Source organism: Roseimarinus sediminis (assembly GCF_050433125.1).
Classification (GTDB): Bacteria; Bacteroidota; Bacteroidia; order Bacteroidales; family Prolixibacteraceae; genus Roseimarinus; species Roseimarinus sediminis.
In genome coordinates this window covers 82,659-104,767 of the sequence record NZ_JBNPXV010000009.1, presented here as the reverse complement: position 1 = coordinate 104,767, position 22,109 = coordinate 82,659, and the positions used below count along the sequence as shown (strand labels likewise).

Genomic DNA, 22,109 nt, shown 5'->3' with positions numbered 1-22,109 from the left:
TAAAGCAGCCTTCGACGGGTGCATACAATATAATTGCAAAAAAAGAGTTTTATTTTCCGAGACAACGATTTTAGACCTTGAGAAACACATTACCACATCAGAATATCATCGCGTTTTTGTTGACATTGGTACTTCTTTCCTGTTCAACCGAGAAGAATACGTTTGTGAACAGAAATTACCATAATCTGACCGCTCATTACAATGTTTACTTCAATGGCGACGAAGCCATGAAGATGGGACTGGAGAAAATTGAAACCCGCGTTGAAGAAGATTATACAAAGATACTGCCCGTTTTCAAAACCAGTCTGCCGGGAACCGAAACCCTGGTGATGAGCGACATGAACACGGCCATCGACAAAGCAACCAAACTCATCAAATTCCATTCAATTACCAATCAACCCGAATCGAACCGGCGGAAAACCAATGCCCGAAAAAGGAAACCCATAAAACCCGAATACAACAAATGGGTCGACGATGCCTACATCATGATGGGAAAGGCCTATCTGTATCAGAAAGAATACCTGATGGCAGCCAGTACCTTCACACTTACTTTACGAAAATTTAAAGACGAAGATGTAAAATACCAGGCTTATTTGTGGCTGGTTCGCACTTATAACGAAGCGGAACGATATACCGAAGCGGCCGAGCTGATCGAATCGCTCGAAGGCAACGATCAGTTTCCTGAAGCGCTCGAAGGTGAACTGGCCATTGTTGCTGCCGATCTGCATCTTAAACAACAGCATTTCGAGGAAGCCATACAATACCTGAACATTGGAATTAAAAAAATTAAAGGAAACGAACGCAAGACACGTTATACCTTTATTCTGGCACAATTGTATCAGGAACAGGGAAACAAACTAAAAGCACTCGAAGCCTACAGGCAGGTGGTCCGTCGTCGTCCCGATTACGAAATGATGTTCAATGCCCGCATCAACAGTGCAGGTGTTTTTTCAGGCGAAGGCGATGTGGCTACCCTGAGAAAGTCGCTCAATAAAATGAGCAGAAAAAAAAGAAATGAACCCTTCCTCGACCAGATTTATTATGCCCTGGGCAATATTCTGTATAACGAAGGCAAAATCGACGATGCCCTTGAATACTATCGCCGTTCGGCAGCAGTTTCGGTCGAAAACACCCATCAGCGCGCCCTGAGTTGTCTCACGCTGGCCGAAATCTACTTTGAAAAACGCGCTTACCTGCCAGCCGGAAACTATTACGACAGTGCCATGGTGGTGATCGACGAGAATTATCCCAATTATCCTCAAATTGCCGATCAACATGCCAGCCTCAGCCGGCTGGTAAACAATCTGCTAACCATCGAAACCGAAGACTCCCTGCAGGCACTGGCTGCCCTGAGCCCGGAAATGCTCGATGCAAAAATCAACTCCTGGATACAGGAGGAAGAAAAGCGACTTGCCGAAATGGAAGCATCAGGAGCCGATGGCATGTATGCCGGAGCTTATGGAAACTCGATGAACAACCGCATGCGACTTAACGGAAGTGGTGGAGGATGGTATTTCTACAATCCGTCAACGGTGTCGTACGGAAAGCAGGAATTTGAAAGACTGTGGGGCGACCGTAAAAATGAAGATAACTGGAGGAGAAGCGATAAATCGATCTCCTACGATCAGGAAGGCCCGGAAGCACTTGCCGAAGCCGATTCAATCGGACTTTTAGATGAACTTCCCGAAGAAGAACCGCGCATTGATGACCCCACTACCCGCGAATTCTACCTTCAGGACATTCCCAGCAACGATTCATTACTGGCTGTTTCCAACCAAAAAATACGCGATGCCTTATTCAATGCAGGAAATATTTTCAAAACCGACTTCAGCGATTTTGAACGCTCCATCGAGCAGTTCAAGAGTCTGAATCAACGCTACCCGGGAAATATGTATGAATTGCCAAGCTATTTTCATCTGTGGGATTTGTACACTACCATCGAGAACAGCGACAGTGCCGCTTATTACAAACAATTAATCCTCGACCGTTATCCCAATTCAAACTATGCCAAATACCTCATCAATCCCAACTTCTTTATTGAAGAAGAAGCCCGGATCGACAGCATTAACACACTTTATCAAAATGCATTCAATCATTATAAATACCGCGACTTTGATCAGGCTCTGAAATACAGCCGTATGGTGCTCAATTACCAGCCCGATTCGGCCATGGTACCCAAAGCCCGCTTCATCGAAATGATTGCTGGTTCACGACAGCTCAACAAAGAGCAGTTTACCGATTCACTCAATGCCTATATCAATACATGGCCAAAAGCCGAACCAACTCCACTGGCTCAACAAATTGCCGGGCTGATCAGTCAGGATAAACTTTCAGATTACGATCAGCTGGTAAATACCGGTTATCTGAATGAGGTAATAAAAAACATGGAACTTCTTCCACAAAACGAAGAAGAGCAAAATGCCTTTGATGCAAAATGGGACGACAACACCGGACTGCTTCACTACTTCATCATTGCCTTCCCCAACGACGATGGCATTGATGTAAACCGGCTCAAATTCGATATCGCCAACTACAACATCGATCATTATACAGCACTCGATTTCGACATCGAAACAGAAAACCTGAATAACGAAACAAAGCTTATCATCGTTCGCAACTTCGGAAACAAGGAGAATGCGATGGTTTACTTCCTCTCCATTATCCGCAAACCCGAAGTATTTAAAACACTGGCCGGTCAAAAATTCCTGAATTTCATTGTTTCAAGCAACAATTATCGCGAAATGCTTGGCGACCGTTCCTACAATGAATACCTGAAGTTTTTCGTAAAAAATTACAGTTCGTTTACCACCGGTGAGTTCCCCGAAGAAGAACTCGAATCGCCCGAGGAATTGATGGCCCGTCTCAACCGTGACGAAGAGGAAGAAGTTGTCGAGCAGGGTGAATTTGTAGAAATCGATATCGACACGTCGTTGTATCAGGCACCCGACCCTGCCAGTCAGCCTTTCGTTAACGACTACAATCTTCCACACAACTACCTGTTGTTAATCAACGAACCAAGGTACCGCACAGGATTTGTGATGCGCGACCTGGTACGTTACAATCTCGACAAACACCGCCAGCAACGCCTGCGTGTTGTTCCCGGCAATCTGCCCGACGCGACCATGCTTCAGGTTGTTCAGTTTGAAAATGCTTATCTGGCCCTTCAGTATCTCAATGAAATAAAAGAACAGGAAGCACTTTTTGAAAGCCTTGGAGAAACACCGTACGAACAATACATTATCAGCAATCCCAACCTGGATTCCCTGAAACAAAACAACAACATTGACGAATGGAAGGAATTCTATCAGCGAAACTATGTATACCGGAAACCCCCTGCTCCAAAAGATGAAAGCATTGAGGAAACTCCGGAACAAAGCCAGATCAGGTCCGAAGAAAACACTTCAGTCAAAGAAGCAGACCAAACACTGCCTGAAGAAGTAACAGCGCAGCAACAACAGGCAAGCAATGCAGAAAGCACAGTCAGTGAGCTCAACCCGCTTGCTGAAAATGAAACAGAAAAAAGTGAAGAAATATCGGAAGCACCACTGCTTACTGACCCGACTGCAGGCAAGGAAACCACTGAAGATACCACTTCGGTAACAGCCAGTGAAGCTCCTGTTTCAAGCTACGATGGTGAGTTTTCATTCGATGCCGGAGCCGATCAAAATCTGATTTACCTCTTGCCATCAGGCGGATCGAATCAGACCTTGCTTACCACCTACCTCAACCGACTCAATGCAGTAAATTTCCGTGGAAACGGAATCACCGTTCAGGTAGAAAACTTCGACGACTTCCGTTCGCTTGTTATGGTAACAGGAATTGGCACAATTGAGCAAGCCAATGAATACCTTCGCGTTCTTGATGCTGACCGCCGGATCGGCATGTCGCTGCGCAATGTGAATTATAAACGCTTTTTAATTTCACAACCCAATCTGGAATTGCTAAAGGAATCGAAAGACATAGGCGACTACCAGCGCTTCTACCAGCAGTTTTATAATATTGAAGAATAAGCCGTCATTCATTTGCCTTGCATTGTAAAGCCATGGTCTGGTCAGGCTCTTTTTGGGTCCAATTCCGCATTCCTGCATCAAAACGCATCAAAGGGGCCTAAGCGTTAAAAGTTGTCAAATCGTGCAAAATGAACAATAATTGCCAAATGGGCTTGTTATAAAGTCAGCAGAAGATTAAAAGAAGCATTAACTTTACACAAAAAACAGCCTATGCTTGCAAAGCGCATTAAAATATTATGGGTCGACGATGAGATTGACCTTTTGAAACCACACATTATTTTTCTTGAGAACAAAGGATACGACGTACTAAGTGCAACCAATGGTGCCGATGCCATCGAGATCGTTAAGGAAAATCCGCTCGACATCATTTTTCTCGATGAAAACATGCCAGGCTATTCGGGACTCGAAACCCTGAATCTTATTAAACAGATCAACAACCTGGTACCGGTTGTGATGATCACCAAGAGCGAGGAAGAATCGATCATGGATGAAGCCATTGGATCTCAAATGGCCGACTACCTGATTAAACCTGTAAATCCGAAGCAGATTTTACTTTCGATTAAAAAGAACATCAACAAAAAGGAACTCGTCACACGACAAACCACTTCGGCCTATCAAATGGGCTTTTCAAAACTCGGCATGCAAATTAACGACTCCTACACCATCAGCGACTGGGAAGAAGTTTATCGCAAGCTCACCTACTGGGAAATGGAATTAAGCAATTCCGACGACAAAGCCATGGACGAAGTATTACAAATGCAAAAGACCGAAGCCAATCATGCTTTTTGCCGTTTCATTGCCAAAAACTATATAAGCTGGCTCGACAGTAACAACAAGGAACGGCCGCTCATATCACCCGATCTTTTTCCCAAACGTATTTTTCCGGTACTCGACGAAGGAAAGAAAGTGTTTGTGATGATCATCGACAACATCCGCTTTGATCAGTGGCGTGCTCTGAGTCCCATCATCAGCGAGTATTATTCGGTGGTTAAAGATGAAATGTACATGAGCATTCTTCCTACTGCTACCATGTACGCCCGCAACAGTATCTTTTCAGGCCTGATGCCTGCCGATATTAAAAAAATATCACCCCGGTTCTGGTCCGACGACGACAATGAAGAAGGCGGGAAGAACAATTTTGAGGAAGAGCTATTAAAACAACAAATGTCTCGTCACGGACGTAAAGAAAAGCTTTTCTTCGAAAAAATTACTTCGGTAAAACCGGGTCGAAAAGGGACCGACAACCTGAATAAAATGTTGCAATCCGATTTGGCCGTACTTGTGTTGAATTTTGTCGACATGATTTCGCATGCCCGTACCGAGATGAACATGATCAGGGAACTGGCTTCCGACGAAGCAGCCTACCGCTCGCTAACGGTCAGCTGGTTCAAACATTCGGGCCTGACTGATCTGCTCAAGGATTTGAGCGACAACAATTACGAACTGATATTGACAACCGATCACGGAACCATCAGGGTGAACAATCCCTTAAAAGTGATAGGAGAACGAAGCACCAATACCAACCTTCGATACAAGTTGGGGCGCAATCTGAATTACAATCCCAAAGAAGTATTTGAGATAAAAAAACCTGAAGAAGCACGCCTGCCGTCAAACAATGTCAGTACTTCGTTTATATTTGCCATGAATCAGGATTTCTTTGCTTATCCAAATAATTATAATTACTATGCCAACTACTATCGCGATACTTTTCAGCATGGTGGAATTTCGATGGAAGAAATGCTCATTCCTGTTATCAGGTTACAGCCCAAATAAAAAAATGATACCGTATCAATGAGTCGCCATTTTGTAACATATCCTTCTCAGCATGAAATTATTCAGAAACAAATAATGACAACAAACCAATCAGTTGAAAGTGCTTTTTATCAATTTTGAAGCAAGGAATCGTTTCAGCACACTGTTTGAAAATGATATTTTAGGTATATTTAAGCTCCAACAAAAACAATTCAAATATGAAAGATAATTTTTGCGTGATCATGGCTGGCGGAATCGGAAGCCGTTTCTGGCCACTCAGCAAATCATCGCGTCCAAAACAATTTCTCGATATTTTAGGTACCGGCGAAACCCTCATACAACAAACCTACCGGCGCTTATTAAAGATTTGTCCGGTTGAAAACTTCCTGATTGTAACCAACCTCGACTACAAGGAACTGGTTATGGAACAACTTCCCGATCTGGATGAAGAACAGGTATTGTGTGAGCCCATGCGCCGAAATACTGCACCCTGCATCGCTTATGCAAGCCACAAAATCATGAAAAAGAACCCTGAGGCCAACATCATTGTTGCACCTTCGGATCACCTGATCACCAAGGAAGATGATTTTATCAAACATTTAAGCAACGGACTCAATTTCATTGCGCAGCACGATGCTTTGCTTACGCTTGGCATCAGGCCCAGCCGTCCCGAAACAGGCTATGGCTACATCCAGATAAACGGGAATGTAAAATTCGATGGTGTAGAAAACCTGCACAAGGTCAAAACCTTTACCGAAAAGCCCGATCTGAAAATGGCAAAGGTCTTTATGGAAAGTGGTGAGTTCTTCTGGAATTCAGGTATCTTTCTTTGGTCGCTCAAGTCGATTATGAAAGCATTCGACAATTACCTCCCCGATGTGAACGAGCTTTTTGCCAAAGGAGCCAGGTATTATTACAGCGACGAAGAATCTGCCTTCCTGAATAAAACCTATTCGGAATGCCGTAACATATCCATCGACTACGGTGTGATGGAAAAAGCACAAAATGTATATGTATTGTGTGCCGATTTTGGCTGGAGCGACCTGGGAACATGGGGCTCGCTTTGGGATAATTCAGAAAAAGATGAAGCACAAAATGCAGTCAATGCAGCCAATGTTAAATTGTACGATACAAACAACTGCATTGTTAACATTACCGACGACAAGCTCGTTGTTATACAGGGCCTCGACGGATACATTGTAGCTCAGTCGGACAATACGCTGATGATTTGTAAAAAAGAGGAAGAACAACAAATCAGACAAATCGTAAATGATGTCAAAATCAGCAAGGGTGATGAATATGTATAAGCAAAGCTGAAACAAATAGGAAAGCACTAACCTCTGTAGTCAACAGAGGTTTTTTTGTGGCTTAACATTGGCTTAACACAGTTGCATCTATTTCAAGAAAATCTACCTCCTTCTGCTGCAGGCAGCGCAAAACCAAATTCTACTTAAAACAAAGCATTCGCTTATACTTCGTAAGCCGAACTCCCCCAAAAATATCACTTTCATTCATATTTCATCATAGCTTTTATAAACACCAATAATGTTAACAAATGTTAATTTGTTTAAAAAATGAAGACCAACTTTAATCAGTTTTTAAGGGCTAAAAGCAGCCTTAATTTGCACCTATCAAACAAACACAATAGTTAGCCACACATTAAATAAAATGCTATGAAACGAATTATTTTAACAAACGCAATCCTTATCGTATTTTTGATTTCCGTTTTGAGTGTTAATGCCAAAGGCATTGTAAAGGCAACCGAATCGTTTACTATCAGCACCAACGATGCAGTTGAAGCCACACTCGATTTTGAAAAGTCGTGGAACATCAATTATGGCGACAGCAGTAAAGGAATCACTGTTTACAAAAACGTTACAAAAAAAGGTGAAGAGTACATTGTTAAAAACAACTTCTTCGAAGTTCGCTATGTAAACACAGCCGAAGGTTTTGGAGTAAAATCAGTAAAACGCTCGCAGAGCACTGTTGATCCGATGATCAACGAAGCAGTGATCGATCAGCAACAAATGAGCTACCAGTCGAAACTTTCACCAAAGCAATTAAACGAAGAAAAAGCACTTAACTACATTGCTTCGTTTGTACCACAGCTGTTGAATGAGAACTACAGCCACATTCTGAATTAATTTTCTCATAAAAGATAAGCAAGCAAATTTTCTTAAAAAGAAACCCGCAGCAATGCGGGTTTTTTTATGTTTATACTCGACCGGGATAAACCTTCAAAGCCTCTTCAAGTACTCTTAATGCCTTTCCCAGGTCGGTCTTGTTGAGCACATAGGCAATCCGAACCTCGTTGTAACCTAAACCGGGGGTGGTGTAAAAACCACTGGCCGGCGCCATAAATACCGTACTGTTCTCGTAAGTAAAATCGCTTAACAGCCATTCGCAAAACTTATCCGAATCATCAACAGGTAAGCGGGCCACAGTATAAAAGGCGCCCATAGGAATAGGTGAATAAACCCCGTCGATGCGATTCAAGCCGTCAATTAAAAATTTTCTGCGCTCTACATACTCATTGTATACTTCGAGCATATAATCGTCGGGAGTATCAAGCGAAGCTTCGGCTGCAATCTGCCCTATCAAAGGCGGACTTAAACGCGCCTGACAGAATTTCATCACATTGGCACGTACCGCTTTGTTTTTACATATCAGTGCACCAATCCTGATTCCGCATTCGCTGTAACGTTTCGATACAGAATCGATGAGAATTACATTTTCTTCAATGCCCTCGAGATGAAATGCCGAAATATAAGGTGCACCCGTATAACAAAACTCCCGGTACACTTCATCTGAAAACAAATACAGGTCGTACTTTTTCACCAAATCCCGTATTGCATTCATTTCACTCTGCGTGTAAAGATAACCAGTCGGATTATTGGGATTACAGATCATAATCCCTTTTGTCCTCGGGGTAATGAGTGCTTCAAATTTTTCAATCGGAGGCAATGAAAATCCCTCTTCAATTTTCGAAGGAATTGTTTTCACAATGGCCCCGGCCACAATGGCAAATGCTGTATAGTTGGCATACGAAGGTTCGGGTACAATAATCTCATCGCCCGGGTCGAGACAGGCCAGAAAAGCATAAGTAACTGCTTCCGATCCACCTGTTGTAATAATGATATCGTCGGCCTCGACGGCAATATTAAATTTGTGATAATACTTCGCCAGTTTCTCCCGATAGGAACCGATACCTTCACTTGGGCTATACTCCAGTATCTTTCGGTCGATATTTCGGATCGCATCAATCGCCACCTGAGGCGTATGCACATCGGGCTGACCGATGTTCAAATGATAAACATGAACTCCTTTGGCTTTGGCCCTGTCGGCGTGTGGAACCAGCTTTCTGATTGGCGACGCAGGCATTCTTACCCCTCGTTTTGATACTTCCGGCATAAATTTTTGCTTTTTAACAAATCGCGTAAAGATAAAACTAACAGATTGAAATAAAAAATACCCTTCAGCCACATTTTTAACACCGAAAAATGACACTGTCTTTCAATTTTCAAGCATTGAAAAAAAGATGAAAAAAATCAGCTACAAATTGTTGCCAGCCCCTTGTTTACATGGGTTTTATCATATTTTACAGCTGACAGGTAGCGTATTTTTGAATTAAACAAAAAAAATTAGCTATGATAATTGGTGTTCCTAAGGAAATTAAAAACAACGAAAACAGGGTCGCTTTAACCCCGGCAGGAGCCGGTGAATTGGTTAAACATGGTCATGAAGTTTATGTTCAGTCAACAGCTGGTGAAGGCAGCGGTTTTATGGATGAGGATTATGCCCTGGTAGGCGCCAAGCTTCTGGGCACCATCGAAGAAATTTATTCCATTGCCGAAATGATCATCAAAGTAAAAGAACCCATTGAGCCAGAATACAAGCTGGTTAAGAAAGACCAGATTCTATTTACCTATTTTCACTTTGCTTCATCTGAGGTGCTCACCAAGGCCATGATCGCATCAAAGGCCGTATGTCTGGCCTACGAAACGGTTGAATTACCCGACCGCAGCCTTCCATTGCTGATTCCCATGTCGGAGGTAGCGGGACGCATGTCGGTTCAGGAAGGTGCAAAATACCTTGAAAAAACCTATGGCGGACGTGGTGTACTTCTGGGTGGGGTTCCAGGTGTTCATCCCGCTAGAGTGTTGATCATAGGAGGAGGAATAGTGGGTACCGAAGCGGCAAAAATGGCTGCCGGACTAGGTGCCGATGTCACCATTATGGACATCAGTCTCCCCCGCCTGCGTTACCTCGACGATATTATGCCAGCCAATGTGAAGACCATGATGAGCAACGAGTTTAATATCAGAGAACTCATTTCAACACATGACCTTATTATAGGAGCCGTTCTTATTCCTGGGGCCAAAGCACCTTCACTGATTACGCGAGACATGCTCACCAGCATGAAACCCGGAACAGTATTGGTCGATGTTGCAGTTGACCAGGGAGGCTGTATCGAAACGACCCATCCTACTACCCACGATGATCCAACCTTTGTAATCGACGATGTGATTCATTACTCTGTAGCCAATATGCCCGGAGCAGTTCCACGTACATCAACCATTGCACTTACCAATGCCACCTTACCTTATTCCATTAAAATTGCCAATATGGGATGGAAAGCTGCATGCAGGGAATCAGCGGCACTACGTAAGGGCCTCAATATTGTGGATGGACACATTGTCTATCAGGGTGTTGCAGAGGCATTCAATCTAAAATATGAAGATATTGAGAAATCCCTATAATTGTGTATGATATACACATACAGCTTTTCAACTAAAAAGTCAACTTTTTGGACATCTTTTTTTGAAATTTCATATTGCTGTATTTGTGCAACTTACATCATAGGTGTTAAAAAAAAATCAACAAACAATGAAAATTCATTAAAAAAAACTTGCATTGTAAAAAAACACACTTTATATTTGTACAAGAAATCAATTACAAACATGATTGATTTCATTCAGATCAAGTCTTTTTCATGTTTGGCGTTTTAGTTTGGGGGATAGTTTTTTGGGAGACATCAGATGATGTCTCCTTTTTTTATGCCAACTTGTAATTCCTGCCCTTTTTCAGCTTACCAACATCATTTTTTTTATTTTTGTACGATTTTAACAGAAACAACATTAATCAATGGAAATTCCCAGCAAGTATAATCCTTCTGAAGTTGAAGACAAATGGTACCGTTACTGGATGGAAAATAAATATTTTCATTCCGAACCCGACGACCGTGAACCCTACACCATTGTAATTCCACCGCCCAACGTCACCGGCGTTTTACACATGGGACACATGCTCAACAACACCATCCAGGACATTCTTGTACGCCGCGCCCGGATGCTGGGAAAAAATGCCTGTTGGGTGCCGGGAACCGACCATGCGTCCATCGCCACTGAAGCCAAAGTGGTTAATAAACTAAAATCGGAAGGCATCGATAAACATGCGCTCTCAAGGGAGCAGTTTCTTGATCATGCCTGGGAATGGACCGAAAAACATGGCGGAATAATTCTGGAACAATTAAAAAAACTGGGCGCATCGTGCGACTGGGACCGAACCTGTTTTACCATGGACGAAGAACGTTCAGCATCGGTAATTAAGGTATTTGTCGATTTATACAACAAAGGTCTCATCTATCGTGGTGTGAGAATGGTTAACTGGGATCCCAGCGCCAAGACAGCAGTTTCGGATGAAGAAGTTATACATAAAGAAGAACAATCGAAACTTTACTATGTAAGATATAAAATTGAAGACTCACATGACGAGTGGGTTACCATAGCCACAACGCGGCCGGAAACCATCCTGGGTGACACTGCCGTTTGCGTGCACCCCGAAGATGAGCGCTTTAAACATCTTAAAGGGAAAAAAGTGCTGGTACCTTTAATTAAGCGAAGTATCCCTATCATCGAAGATGACTATGTTGACAGAGAGTTTGGTACCGGCTGCTTAAAGATAACACCTGCACACGATGTCAATGACTACGAGATTGGCATGCGTCATAACCTGGAAACCATTGATACTTTTAACGATGATGGTACACTTAGCGAAAACGCAGGACTCCTGATTGGCATCGACCGTTTCGAAGCCCGCAAGCTAATCGTCCCCATGCTTGAAGAAGCTGGAAATCTGGTAAAAACTGAAGACTACAAAAACAAAGTAGGTTACTCCGAACGCACCAATGTTGTTATCGAACCCAAACTTTCGGCTCAATGGTTTCTTTCAATGGACAAACTGGCCAAACCGGCACTCGACGCTGTTGAAAATGACGACGTTGAATTTCATCCGGCAAAATTCAAAAACCTTTACCGCCATTGGATGGGAAACATCAAGGACTGGTGCATTAGCCGTCAACTTTGGTGGGGCCATCAAATTCCGGTTTACTACCTTAGCGATGGCAGCTATGTAGTGGCTGCAAGCCTGGAAGAAGCCTTACAATTAGCCCGCGAAAAAACAGGCAACACGGCGCTAAGCGCCAACGACCTGAAACAGGATGATGATGTGCTCGACACCTGGGCCTCATCATGGCTTTGGCCAATCTCGGTTTTTGGCGGAATAAGCCAACCCAACAATAAAGAAATTCAGTATTACTATCCGTCGAACGATTTGGTTACCGGACACGATATTATCTTTTTCTGGGTAGCCCGGATGATTATGGCCGGCTATGGCATCCGCGAAGAAAAGCCTTTTAAGAATGTATATTTCACCGGAATGGTGCGTGACAAGCAACGTCGAAAAATGTCGAAATCGCTGGGCAACTCACCCGACCCACTTGAATTGATTGCAAAATATGGTGCCGATGGAGTTCGTGTTGGCATGCTGTTTTGTTCACCTGCAGGTGGCGATCTGTTATTCGACGAAAGCCTGCCCGAACAAGGCCGGAACTTTACAGCCAAAATATGGAATGCTTTCCGGCTGGTAAAAAGCTGGGAGGTCGATACGAGCATTCCCCAGCCCGAACATGCTAAATTAGCCATCGAATGGTTCGAATCAAAAATGAGCAGTGTCATTGAAGAGATGAATAAGCATTTCGATAAATTTCGAATTTCGGATGCCCTGATGCTCATTTATACTACCATCAGAGACGAATTTTCATCGTGGCTGCTCGAAATCGTGAAACCTGCCTACCAGCAGCCCATCGATCAAACAACCTACAACAAAATCATTGGCTTGTTCGACGATCTGATGAGATTACTGCACCCCTTCATGCCTTTTATCAGCGAAGAAATATGGCAACTTATAAGCGAACGCCAGAAAGGTGAAAGCATCATGATCAGCCCGATGCCAGTGTATCTCCACTCCGATGCACAGCTTCTGAGTGATTTTGAAGATGTAAAGGAAACGGTTACCGGCATACGCAACATCCGAAAGTCGAACAACATCGCCTTTAAAGACGCCATCGATCTGCTGGTCAATGAAGGATCGAAGGGATACAATACCCGCTTCAATGCTGTCATTCAGAAGCTAGGTCACATTGCACAAATTGAAAAAATAGATGAAGACCTGAAGGGTGCCGTTTCATTCAGGGTGAAAACCTCCAGTTTCTTCATCGATCTTGGCGATCAGGTTGATGTTGAGGCTGAACTTCAGAAACTGGAAGAAGAACTTAACTACACCAAAGGATTCTTAAATTCAGTGTTAAAAAAACTTAGTAATGAACGCTTTGTAAACAATGCCCCTGAAAGTGTCGTTGAGACTGAACGTAAGAAACAAGCCGATGCCGAAGACAAGATCAAGGCCCTTGAAGAGCGCATCGCAACACTGAAATAATATAGTATTTCATCTAAAAAGCCTGCCCTGATCATTCAAGGCAGGTTTTTTAATGTTCTTTAACCAACAAACAGGGCGTCTCAGTTGTATTATTGGTACTAATGTCTGGTTTTTCATTTTTGAACCATGCATTGATTATGAACCCATTTAATCGTTCTAAAAACAATGTATACAATCATCATCATACTGGCTTTATTTTATCCACAAAAGAAAGACACCGTGCAATACAATCAGCTTAACAATTTCGAGAAATTCGTTATCGAACAAAAAGGAACCGAACGCCCCTTCAGTGGCGAGTATACCGACCATTTTGTGCCGGGAACCTATTTGTGTAAAAAATGCGATGCACCGCTTTACCGGTCTTCATCAAAGTTTCATTCGGGCTGTGGCTGGCCCAGTTTCGATGACGAAATAGAAGGGGCTGTAAAACACACAATCGATGCCGACGGACATCGTACCGAAATAACCTGCAATAATTGCGGCGGGCATCTGGGGCATGTATTCAAAGGAGAACGGTTCACAGAAAAAAACACACGCCATTGTGTTAACTCAGTATCGCTAAAATTTTTACCCGAAACCAGCAAAACGAAACAAGCCGAACAAGAGTAAGGAAGCACATCCGCTTTCTGTTTTTTATCCTGTAAAATTTCCATAAATTTGATGAATGCTCAATTATACCAGACATTCATTGCTGTTACAATATAATGTATTGGGGAGCCTTTCAACATACATTAACACTAAAGCTATATCATGAGTAACATTATCACCTACATTGAAAAGAACAAGGAACGTTTCCTCGAAGAACTTTTTGGTCTCATCAGAATTCCTTCAATCAGCTCTGAACCCGAACATGCAGCCGACATGTACAAAGCCGCTGAATATTGGAAAAAATTATTGATCGATGCGGGGGCCGACAAGGCACTGGTGATGGAAACCGACGGAAATCCTGTAACCTATGGTGAAAAAATAATCGATCCGGCGCTTCCCACCATATTGGTGTATGCCCACATGGATGTTATGCCAGTTGACCCGCCTGAGCTTTGGGAAAGCGACCCGTTTGAACCAGTGATAAGGGATGGGAAAATATTTGCACGTGGTGCCGACGATGACAAAGGCCAGGGCTTTATGCATGCAAAAGCCTTCGAATACATGATCAGAACCAACACGCTTCCATGCAATGTTAAATTCATGATCGAAGGCGAGGAGGAAATAGGCTCTCCCAATCTGGGAAAATTTTGTGAAGAAAATAAGGACCTGCTCAAGGCAGATGTGATCTTAGTTTCGGATACAACCATGATTGCAGCCGATAAACCATCGATTACTACCGGACTAAGAGGACTTGCCTACTGGCAGGTAGAAGTAACAGGGCCTAACCGCGACCTTCACTCAGGACTTTATGGCGGAGCTGTTGCCAATCCCATCAATGCCCTGTGTCGTATGATTGAAAAATGCACCGATAAAAACAATGCCATTGCCATTCCGGGTTTCTACAACGAAGTAAAAGTAGTTTCTGCTGAAGAAAAAGAACTGCTTAATAGTCGCCCCTTCGACAAGGAGGCTTATAAGTCGGCAATTGGCGTTGACAAACTTTTTGGTGAAATGGGCTACACCACCATCGAACGCACCGGCATCAGACCCTCGTTCGATGTTTGTGGAATTTGGGGTGGTTATACAGGAAAGGGAGCTAAAACCGTTCTTCCCTCAAAGGCCTATGCGAAATTATCAAGCAGGCTGGTACCTGATCAGGATCACCACGAAATTTCCAAATTGCTTGACTGGTATCTTAAGAGCATTGCTCCACGTTCAGTTAAAGTGAAGGTAGAGTACCTTCACGGCGGACAGGCCTACGTGTGTCCGATTGACCACCCCGCTTACCTGGCTGCAGAAAAAGCAATGACTCAAACATTTGGTGCAAGGCCCCTTCCCGTGCGTAGTGGAGGCAGCATACCTATTGTTTCAACTTTTGAAGAGATACTTGGAATAAAAACCATTTTAATGGGTTTTGGCTTAGAATCTGATGCCATACATTCCCCAAACGAAAACTTCCCGCTGGAAAATTTTTACAAAGGCATAGAGACCATTCCTCTGTTTTATCAATATTTCACCGAAAAGCACCAATAACATTTTGACAGCTCAAATAAAATAAGCAGATTTTTTAGTCTGCTTTTTTTATTGAATAACGACACTTTAACATTTTTTATTTTTCAATAAACTAACATGTTTTATTAATTAGCCCCCCGCATAAACACGACCTGAACTAACTATTTTTTCGATTTTGAAAATTTCTATTTTATATTCCAACCTATTTATAAAGGAATACAAAACTCACCTTAATCACTGTTTTACTGCACCTTATATCACACCAGCAAGCAATTTAAAGAAAAAGTAAGACAGCGAAGAATATCCTGAAGAATTTACCCCTGGCGCGCCTCTTAATTATATTTACTATTCATCGACCCCCATTTTAAACCAAGTCTGTTTGTGTTTTTACACCTTTTTATCATCATTAGCCTCACTCAAATGGACTCAATGTTAATTTTTCTGTTTTTTATTCACCAATTCTGCAAATAATTCAACAAAATTTCATTTTTTTGTGTCAGATGATCATTTTTAATGGGTATTTTCTCAATAATTAAAAATTTTACGTTTTGACAAAATGCCAGATCATCATACCGATCTTCAGAAATGGTAATGATAAAACGATAATTAAAACAATTAGCTATGGCAACTTTTCGTTTAGCAGCTTTTGAAAAGCTTTTAGAAAGAAAACCTGTACAGGTAAAGAGGGAATCTGATCTGACATCCGATTATTATGGAATGCTTGTATTCGATCGCCCCAAAATGAAGAAATATTTGTCGAAAGACGCATACAAGGCTGTTGTTGACGCCATCGACAACGGTACAACCATCGATCGCAAGATTGCTGATGGTGTAGCTACAGGAATGAAGGCATGGGCCATGGACAATGGCGCAACCCACTACACCCACTGGTTTCAGCCCTTAACTGACGGAACAGCTGAAAAACACGATGCATTTATCGACCTGGATGAAAATGGTGGTGTGGTTGAAGGCTTTTCAGGCAAACTGCTTGCTCAGCAGGAACCCGATGCATCTTCTTTTCCAAGCGGTGGCATACGTCAGACTTTTGAAGCCCGTGGCTATACAGCCTGGGATGTTTCATCTCCTGCATTTATCATTGGAACCACCCTATGTATTCCAACCATATTTATTTCGTATACCGGAGAGGCGCTCGATTATAAAGCTCCGCTGTTAAAATCACAGAGTGCTGTCGACAAGGCTGCTGTAGCTGTATGTCAGTATTTCGATCGTAACGTAACGAAAGTAAATGCCAATCTTGGATGGGAACAGGAATACTTTCTGATTGATGAAGCACTGTACCATGCCCGTCCTGACCTGGTATTGACGGGCCGCACCCTAATGGGCCATTCATCATCGAAAGACCAGCAGCTCGACGATCATTACTTTGGCTCCATTCCCGAACGAGTAGGCAGCTATATGATCGATCTTGAAAATGAAGCCTATAAACTGGGAATACCGGTAAAGACCCGCCACAACGAGGTTGCTCCCAACCAATACGAGCTTGCACCTATTTTCGAAGAAGTAAACATTGCCAACGATCACAACCAGCTGATCATGGACCTAATGAAAAAAGTAGCCCGCAGGCATGGTTTCAGAATTCTCTTCCACGAAAAACCCTTTGCCGGCATCAATGGTTCAGGAAAACATAACAACTGGTCTTTGTCGACCAATACAGGAGTCAACCTATACTCTCCTGGTAAGAATCCCAAAAGCAATCTTCAGTTCCTAACCTTTGTGGTCAATGCATTGATGGCAGTATACAAGCACCAGGATTTGCTGCGTGCAAGCATACTGACCGCATCGAACTCACACCGGCTTGGTGCCAATGAAGCTCCACCGGCAATCGTTTCGGCCTTCCTGGGTACCGAGGTAAACAAAATGCTCGACCTGATCGAACAAAATGTTAGTGACAAGAAAATGTCTCCCGAAGAAAAGACATCACTAAAACTGAACATCGGTCGTATACCAGAAATTCTGCTCGACAACACCGACAGAAACCGTACCTCACCGTTTGCCTTTACAGGTAACCGTTTCGAATTCAGGGCTGTTGGCTCTTCGGCCAACTGTTCGTCGGCAATGATCGCGCTGAATACCGCTGTTGCAGAACAACTCATCGAGTTTAAGACAGATGTTGATGAGCTCATAGATAAAGGAATTAAGAAAGACGAAGCCATTTTCCAGGTATTAAAAAAATACATTGAAATATGTAAGCCCATCCGTTTCGATGGCAATGGCTATAGTGAAGAATGGGTGACAGAAGCTGAAAAACGTGGCCTCACCAATATCAAAAGTGTACCTGTTGCACTCGAAGCCTATTTGACAGAAAAAGTTAAAAAGCTCTTCGACAAAACGGGTGTTTTCTCTGAAAAAGAGCTGGAAGGCCGTGTTGAAGTCGAATATGAAAAATTCACCATGAAAATCCAGATTGAAGCCCGGGTATTGGGAGATCTGGCTATCAACCACATTGTACCTACCGCAGTTCGCTATCAAACACAATTGGTTGAAAACGTCAAAGGGCTAAAAGAGGTATTTGGTGACGGAGAATTTGAGAAACTGGCCGGTAACCGGATTGAATTGATCAAGGAAATTTCAGATCACATTACTCAAATTAAAAATAAGGTCAATACAATGATTGAGGCCCGTAAAGTAGCCAATAAAATTGAGGATGGAAAAGAGAAAGCCTATGCTTACGACAAAACCGTACGCCCATACCTTGAAGAAATTCGCTATCACATTGATAAGCTTGAACTGATTGTTGATGACGAAATGTGGCCACTACCCAAATACCGCGAATTGCTCTTTAACAGCTAATCATTTGAACACTACCATAAAAAGAACTGCCCTCAACAGGAGCAGTTCTTTTTTTTATCCTGTTGCTTTCCATCTGTTACCAACCACATACTCAATTCGCATTTTCTCCGTTATGCATAAGAGTTAATCTCAACCTTCGGCATGTCGTTGAAATTCTTTATTTTTAAAGCCATTTTAGTAAAATAACAATGCAGCAACATAAATACACCTTTATCTACCTGATTGCCTTGATTCTTCTCCTTTCGGCCTGTTCGTCATCCCGTACGGCCAACTCTGCATTAAAATCGTATGAAATTGGAGAATACAATGCGGCCATCGACAAACTGATCAAGGCCTACCGTAAGGAGAAGCTCCCCGACAAACGAACAGAATACGATTACTACCTGGCAAACGCCTACTGGTATCTCGACGATTATCAGCGGGCTGAATTAAGAATCAGAAACCTGCTTCGCAAAAACTATCCCGACAGTTCACTGGTACTAAAATATGCCCACGCTCTGCGATACAATGGAAAATTTGATGACGCACTTGCTTCCTATCAACAATTTCTCGATTCATTTCCAAATAACCAGGAAGCTTTAAACGGGATTGAAGCCTGTAAGCTAATCCCCGTATGGGAAGAAAACCCCACCCGCTTTGAGGTCAATCGCGAAAAGCTGCTCAGTTCCCGCTATGCCGATTTTTCGCCCTGGTTTATTGGAGGCCTCGACAATGTGATCATTTTTACCTCGACCCGCGACGGTGCAGCCGGCAAAGGGAAAAGCGAAATAACCGGTCAAAATGCAGCTGATTTGTTTCGTTCAAACTTCGACATCCAGAGACAACGATGGGAAAAGCCGGTACCAGTAGATGAAGAGTTGCTCATAAATACTCCGTTTGAAGAAGGAGCCGCTTCGTTTAGCAGCGATGGTAACACCATGTATTTTACCCGTTGTGAATTCGACAAGAAAGGATCGAACGGAGCTGCCATCTATACAGCCCTGAGGAGCAAGGATACCTGGTCCGATGCTGTTAATATCGACTTACTCCCCGACAGTTTGGTTGCTGCTCATCCGGCCATCTCGCATGATGGAATGACACTTTACTTCGTTTCCGACATGGAAGGTGGCCAGGGAGGTAAAGACATATGGAAAGTCGAAAAACTAGCTAACACCTGGGGCCCGCCTGAAAACATGGGCTCGGAAATAAATACTCCCGGTGACGAACTCTTCCCCTTTATTCGCGATAACGATGAATTGTATTTTTCATCTGATTATCATATCGGCATGGGAGGCCTTGACCTATTTAAAGCCACTTACAACGAAAGCACAAAAACATGGGAAGTTGAGAACATGAAAGTTCCGATCAATTCGGCCGGAGACGATTTCAGTATCACTTTTATTCCCGGACGCGATCAGGGCATGTTTACCTCCAACCGGAAGGGTTCAACCGGCGATGATCTATACTCCTTTATACTCCCTCCTAAAATATTTCGCACCGAAGGCCTTATTGTTGATTCAGAAACAGAATCACGGATCAACGATGCCTACATCAGGGTGATTGGCACCGATGGAACCATGCTGAAGGTTCGATCGCAGGATGGTAAGTTTCAATACCGGATGGCTCCTGAAACCGACTATATTTTTGCAGCCTTTAAAGACGGATTTCTGAATGCAAAACAAATTATCTCCACCACCGGACTTCCCGACAGTAAAGTCTTTGAAATTGAACTGAAGCTAACCCCAACCGATGCCCCGGTTAAGGTCGATAATATCAATTACGAATTTGGAAAAGCTGACTTGTTACCAGAGGCAAAAAAAGCGCTCGATAGCTTAATTACCATCCTGACCATTAATCCTACTATCGTAATCGAAATCATGTCGCATACCGACTTTGTGGGATCTGTGCAGTTTAATTCCAATCTGTCGCAACAGCGCGCTCAAGGAGTTGTAAACTATCTGATAGAACAGGGAATAAATCCCAAACGGCTGCTTGCAAAGGGATATGGTGAAACATGGCCCAAAACCGTGAACCGTAAACTTGCCCGACAATATGAATTTTTAAGCCGCGGAGACGAACTCACCGAGTCGTTCATAATGGCACTTACCACTGAAGAAGAACAGGAAATCGCAAAAGCCATCAACCGCAGAACAGAATTCAGGGTATTGAGCAACGATTTCAGAGAAGATTACAGTGCGCACTAAGTTTATTCCCTGAATTTTTCGGGAATATCTTTGGAAGCAGATGCTCCCAGCTCCCTGATTTTTTCAATTCGTCTAACCAGGTTTCCACTTCCTGTATAGAGCTTCTTCGTTGACTGATCATAGGTTTTCTGAAGTGAGTCAATTTGCGATCCCAGCTTATCGAGATCGTTGATAAAACCAACAAATTTATCGTAAAGCGCACCACTTTGGCGGGCAATCTCGAGGGCATTCCGGGTTTGGTTCTCCTGTTGCCATATGGATGCAATGGTGCGAAGTGTGGCCAGCAATGTCGAAGGGCTGACCAGAACAACCCGATTGTCCCAGGCATAGGCAAAAAGTTGCTGATCATATTCCAGCGCCATACTAAAAGAAGCTTCCACTGGTAAAAACAACAATACAAAGTCGGGGCTGTTTAACTGAGGAGAACTACTGTAGTGTTTATCACTCAAACCTTTTATATGTTGCCTCAACGAAGCCAGGTGGGCCTTTACTTCCAACGCCTTCTGCTCTGCATCATCGCAATTGGCCCAGCGCTCATAAGCCACCAGCGACACTTTTGAATCGATGATCAGGTGCTTTTTATCAGGCAGATTCACGATCACATCGGGCCTGATGGTTTTCCCTTCGCCATTCAGCATCACTTTTTCGCGTTCGTATTCCTGACCTTCGGTGAGCCCCGACCGCTCCAAAATCCGCTCAAGTACCACTTCTCCCCAGTTTCCCTGCTGCTTTACATCACCCTTTAAGGCCCTTGTTAAATTGGAAGCTTCGGTGCTAATACGGTGATTTAGTTCATACAACTTCTTTAGTTCTGCCCTTAAATCAGTCTGATCACGCAGGCCTTTCTCATAACTTTCTTCCACTTTTTTCCCAAAACCTTCAATTTTCTCCTTTAATGGTCCAATCAATTCGGACATCCGCTGTTGATTGACCTCTGAAAACTCCCTGCTGTTTTTCTTTAAAATTGAATTGGCGAGATTCTCAAAACTAAGCGCTGCCTGCTTTTGGAGTTGTTCGAATTCACCCAGTTGCTCATTCAATTTACGCTGTAACATGTTGTTTGTAGCCACCATGGCACTATTTTGCTTCAACAGTTCGTTCCGCTCATTTTCAAATTTTCCGGAAGTTTCGTCGGCCCGCTTCAACTGTTGATTTAGCTGATCGTTGCGCTCTTTCAAAATCAAACATTCATTCTTAGCAAGGGAAACCCTACTGCGTTCTTCATCGATGCGCTTCATCAGTCGTTGTTTAAGAACAGAAACACGATAAAAGTAGATGGCAATCAAAAGTAACAATGTAATTATTCCCAGGTAAATTTCAGATTTCATGCTTTTCAGTTAATTCAATTGTTTTACAAATAACAATAAGATTTTTTTTCAATAACACCATTCATGCTATTCCAAACCCTTAAAGAACTATTATTCTATCAGAATATCTTCATTAATCGATTTAAAATAAAATATGTGGCCAGAAATCA

Annotated in this window: 12 protein-coding genes; 10 read left to right on the top strand and 2 right to left on the bottom strand. The window is 43.0% G+C overall.

Features of this window, described 5'->3' with window-relative positions; genetic code table 11:
- The first annotated feature begins 77 nt into the window (after window positions 1–77).
- From porW to FHS86_RS12895, 4 genes are all read left to right on the top strand, one after another.
- On the top strand, window positions 78–4,010 hold the full coding sequence (gene porW / locus FHS86_RS12910) for a type IX secretion system periplasmic lipoprotein PorW/SprE (protein ID WP_459112894.1): 3,933 nt from the start codon (window positions 78–80) through the stop codon (window positions 4,008–4,010).
- Between the two features lie 210 nt (window positions 4,011–4,220).
- The gene (gene porX / locus FHS86_RS12905; protein ID WP_429414243.1) at window positions 4,221–5,783 is read left to right on the top strand and encodes a T9SS response regulator signal transducer PorX; all 1,563 of its coding nucleotides are present in this window, start codon (window positions 4,221–4,223) and stop codon (window positions 5,781–5,783) included.
- Between the two features lie 197 nt (window positions 5,784–5,980).
- Window positions 5,981–7,069 carry a mannose-1-phosphate guanylyltransferase gene (locus FHS86_RS12900; protein WP_429414240.1) on the top strand — a complete coding sequence of 363 codons (1,089 nt, stop codon included), beginning with the start codon at window positions 5,981–5,983 and terminating at the stop codon, window positions 7,067–7,069.
- A 366-nt stretch (window positions 7,070–7,435) separates the two neighbouring features.
- Window positions 7,436–7,906: a hypothetical protein gene (locus tag FHS86_RS12895; RefSeq protein WP_429414238.1), complete on the top strand. Its 471-nt coding sequence runs from the start codon at window positions 7,436–7,438 to the stop codon at window positions 7,904–7,906.
- A 70-nt stretch (window positions 7,907–7,976) separates the two neighbouring features.
- Here the strand turns inward: FHS86_RS12895 and FHS86_RS12890 are convergent, their stop codons facing one another.
- A complete protein-coding gene (locus FHS86_RS12890; RefSeq protein ID WP_429414235.1) occupies window positions 7,977–9,173 on the bottom strand; it encodes a pyridoxal phosphate-dependent aminotransferase in 1,197 nt (398 codons plus the stop codon).
- Window positions 9,174–9,409: 236 nt separating this feature from the next.
- Here FHS86_RS12890 and ald point away from each other — a divergent pair, with 236 nt between their 5' ends.
- From ald to porE, 6 genes are all read left to right on the top strand, one after another.
- Entirely contained in the window at window positions 9,410–10,522 is a 1,113-nt protein-coding gene (gene ald / locus FHS86_RS12885) for an alanine dehydrogenase (protein WP_429414232.1), read from the top strand.
- Window positions 10,523–10,907: 385 nt separating this feature from the next.
- Window positions 10,908–13,538: a valine--tRNA ligase gene (locus FHS86_RS12880; RefSeq protein WP_429414229.1), complete on the top strand. Its 2,631-nt coding sequence runs from the start codon at window positions 10,908–10,910 to the stop codon at window positions 13,536–13,538.
- 165 nt (window positions 13,539–13,703) lie between these two features.
- Window positions 13,704–14,147, top strand: coding sequence for a methionine-R-sulfoxide reductase (locus FHS86_RS12875; protein ID WP_429414226.1), 444 nt, complete (start codon window positions 13,704–13,706; stop codon window positions 14,145–14,147).
- Window positions 14,148–14,288: 141 nt separating this feature from the next.
- Complete coding sequence (locus tag FHS86_RS12870; protein ID WP_429414224.1) at window positions 14,289–15,659, top strand: dipeptidase; 1,371 nt, start codon at window positions 14,289–14,291, stop codon at window positions 15,657–15,659.
- Window positions 15,660–16,259: 600 nt separating this feature from the next.
- The gene (locus FHS86_RS12865; protein WP_429414221.1) at window positions 16,260–18,449 is read left to right on the top strand and encodes a glutamine synthetase III family protein; all 2,190 of its coding nucleotides are present in this window, start codon (window positions 16,260–16,262) and stop codon (window positions 18,447–18,449) included.
- A 188-nt stretch (window positions 18,450–18,637) separates the two neighbouring features.
- On the top strand, window positions 18,638–20,632 hold the full coding sequence (porE, locus tag FHS86_RS12860) for a PorE family type IX secretion system protein (protein WP_429414218.1): 1,995 nt from the start codon (window positions 18,638–18,640) through the stop codon (window positions 20,630–20,632).
- Window positions 20,633–20,634: 2 nt separating this feature from the next.
- On the opposite strand, the gene FHS86_RS12855 is transcribed toward porE, so the two are convergent.
- The gene (locus FHS86_RS12855) at window positions 20,635–21,960 is read right to left on the bottom strand and encodes a DNA recombination protein RmuC (RefSeq protein WP_429414215.1); all 1,326 of its coding nucleotides are present in this window, start codon (window positions 21,958–21,960) and stop codon (window positions 20,635–20,637) included.
- Between the last annotated feature and the right edge of the window lie 149 nt (window positions 21,961–22,109).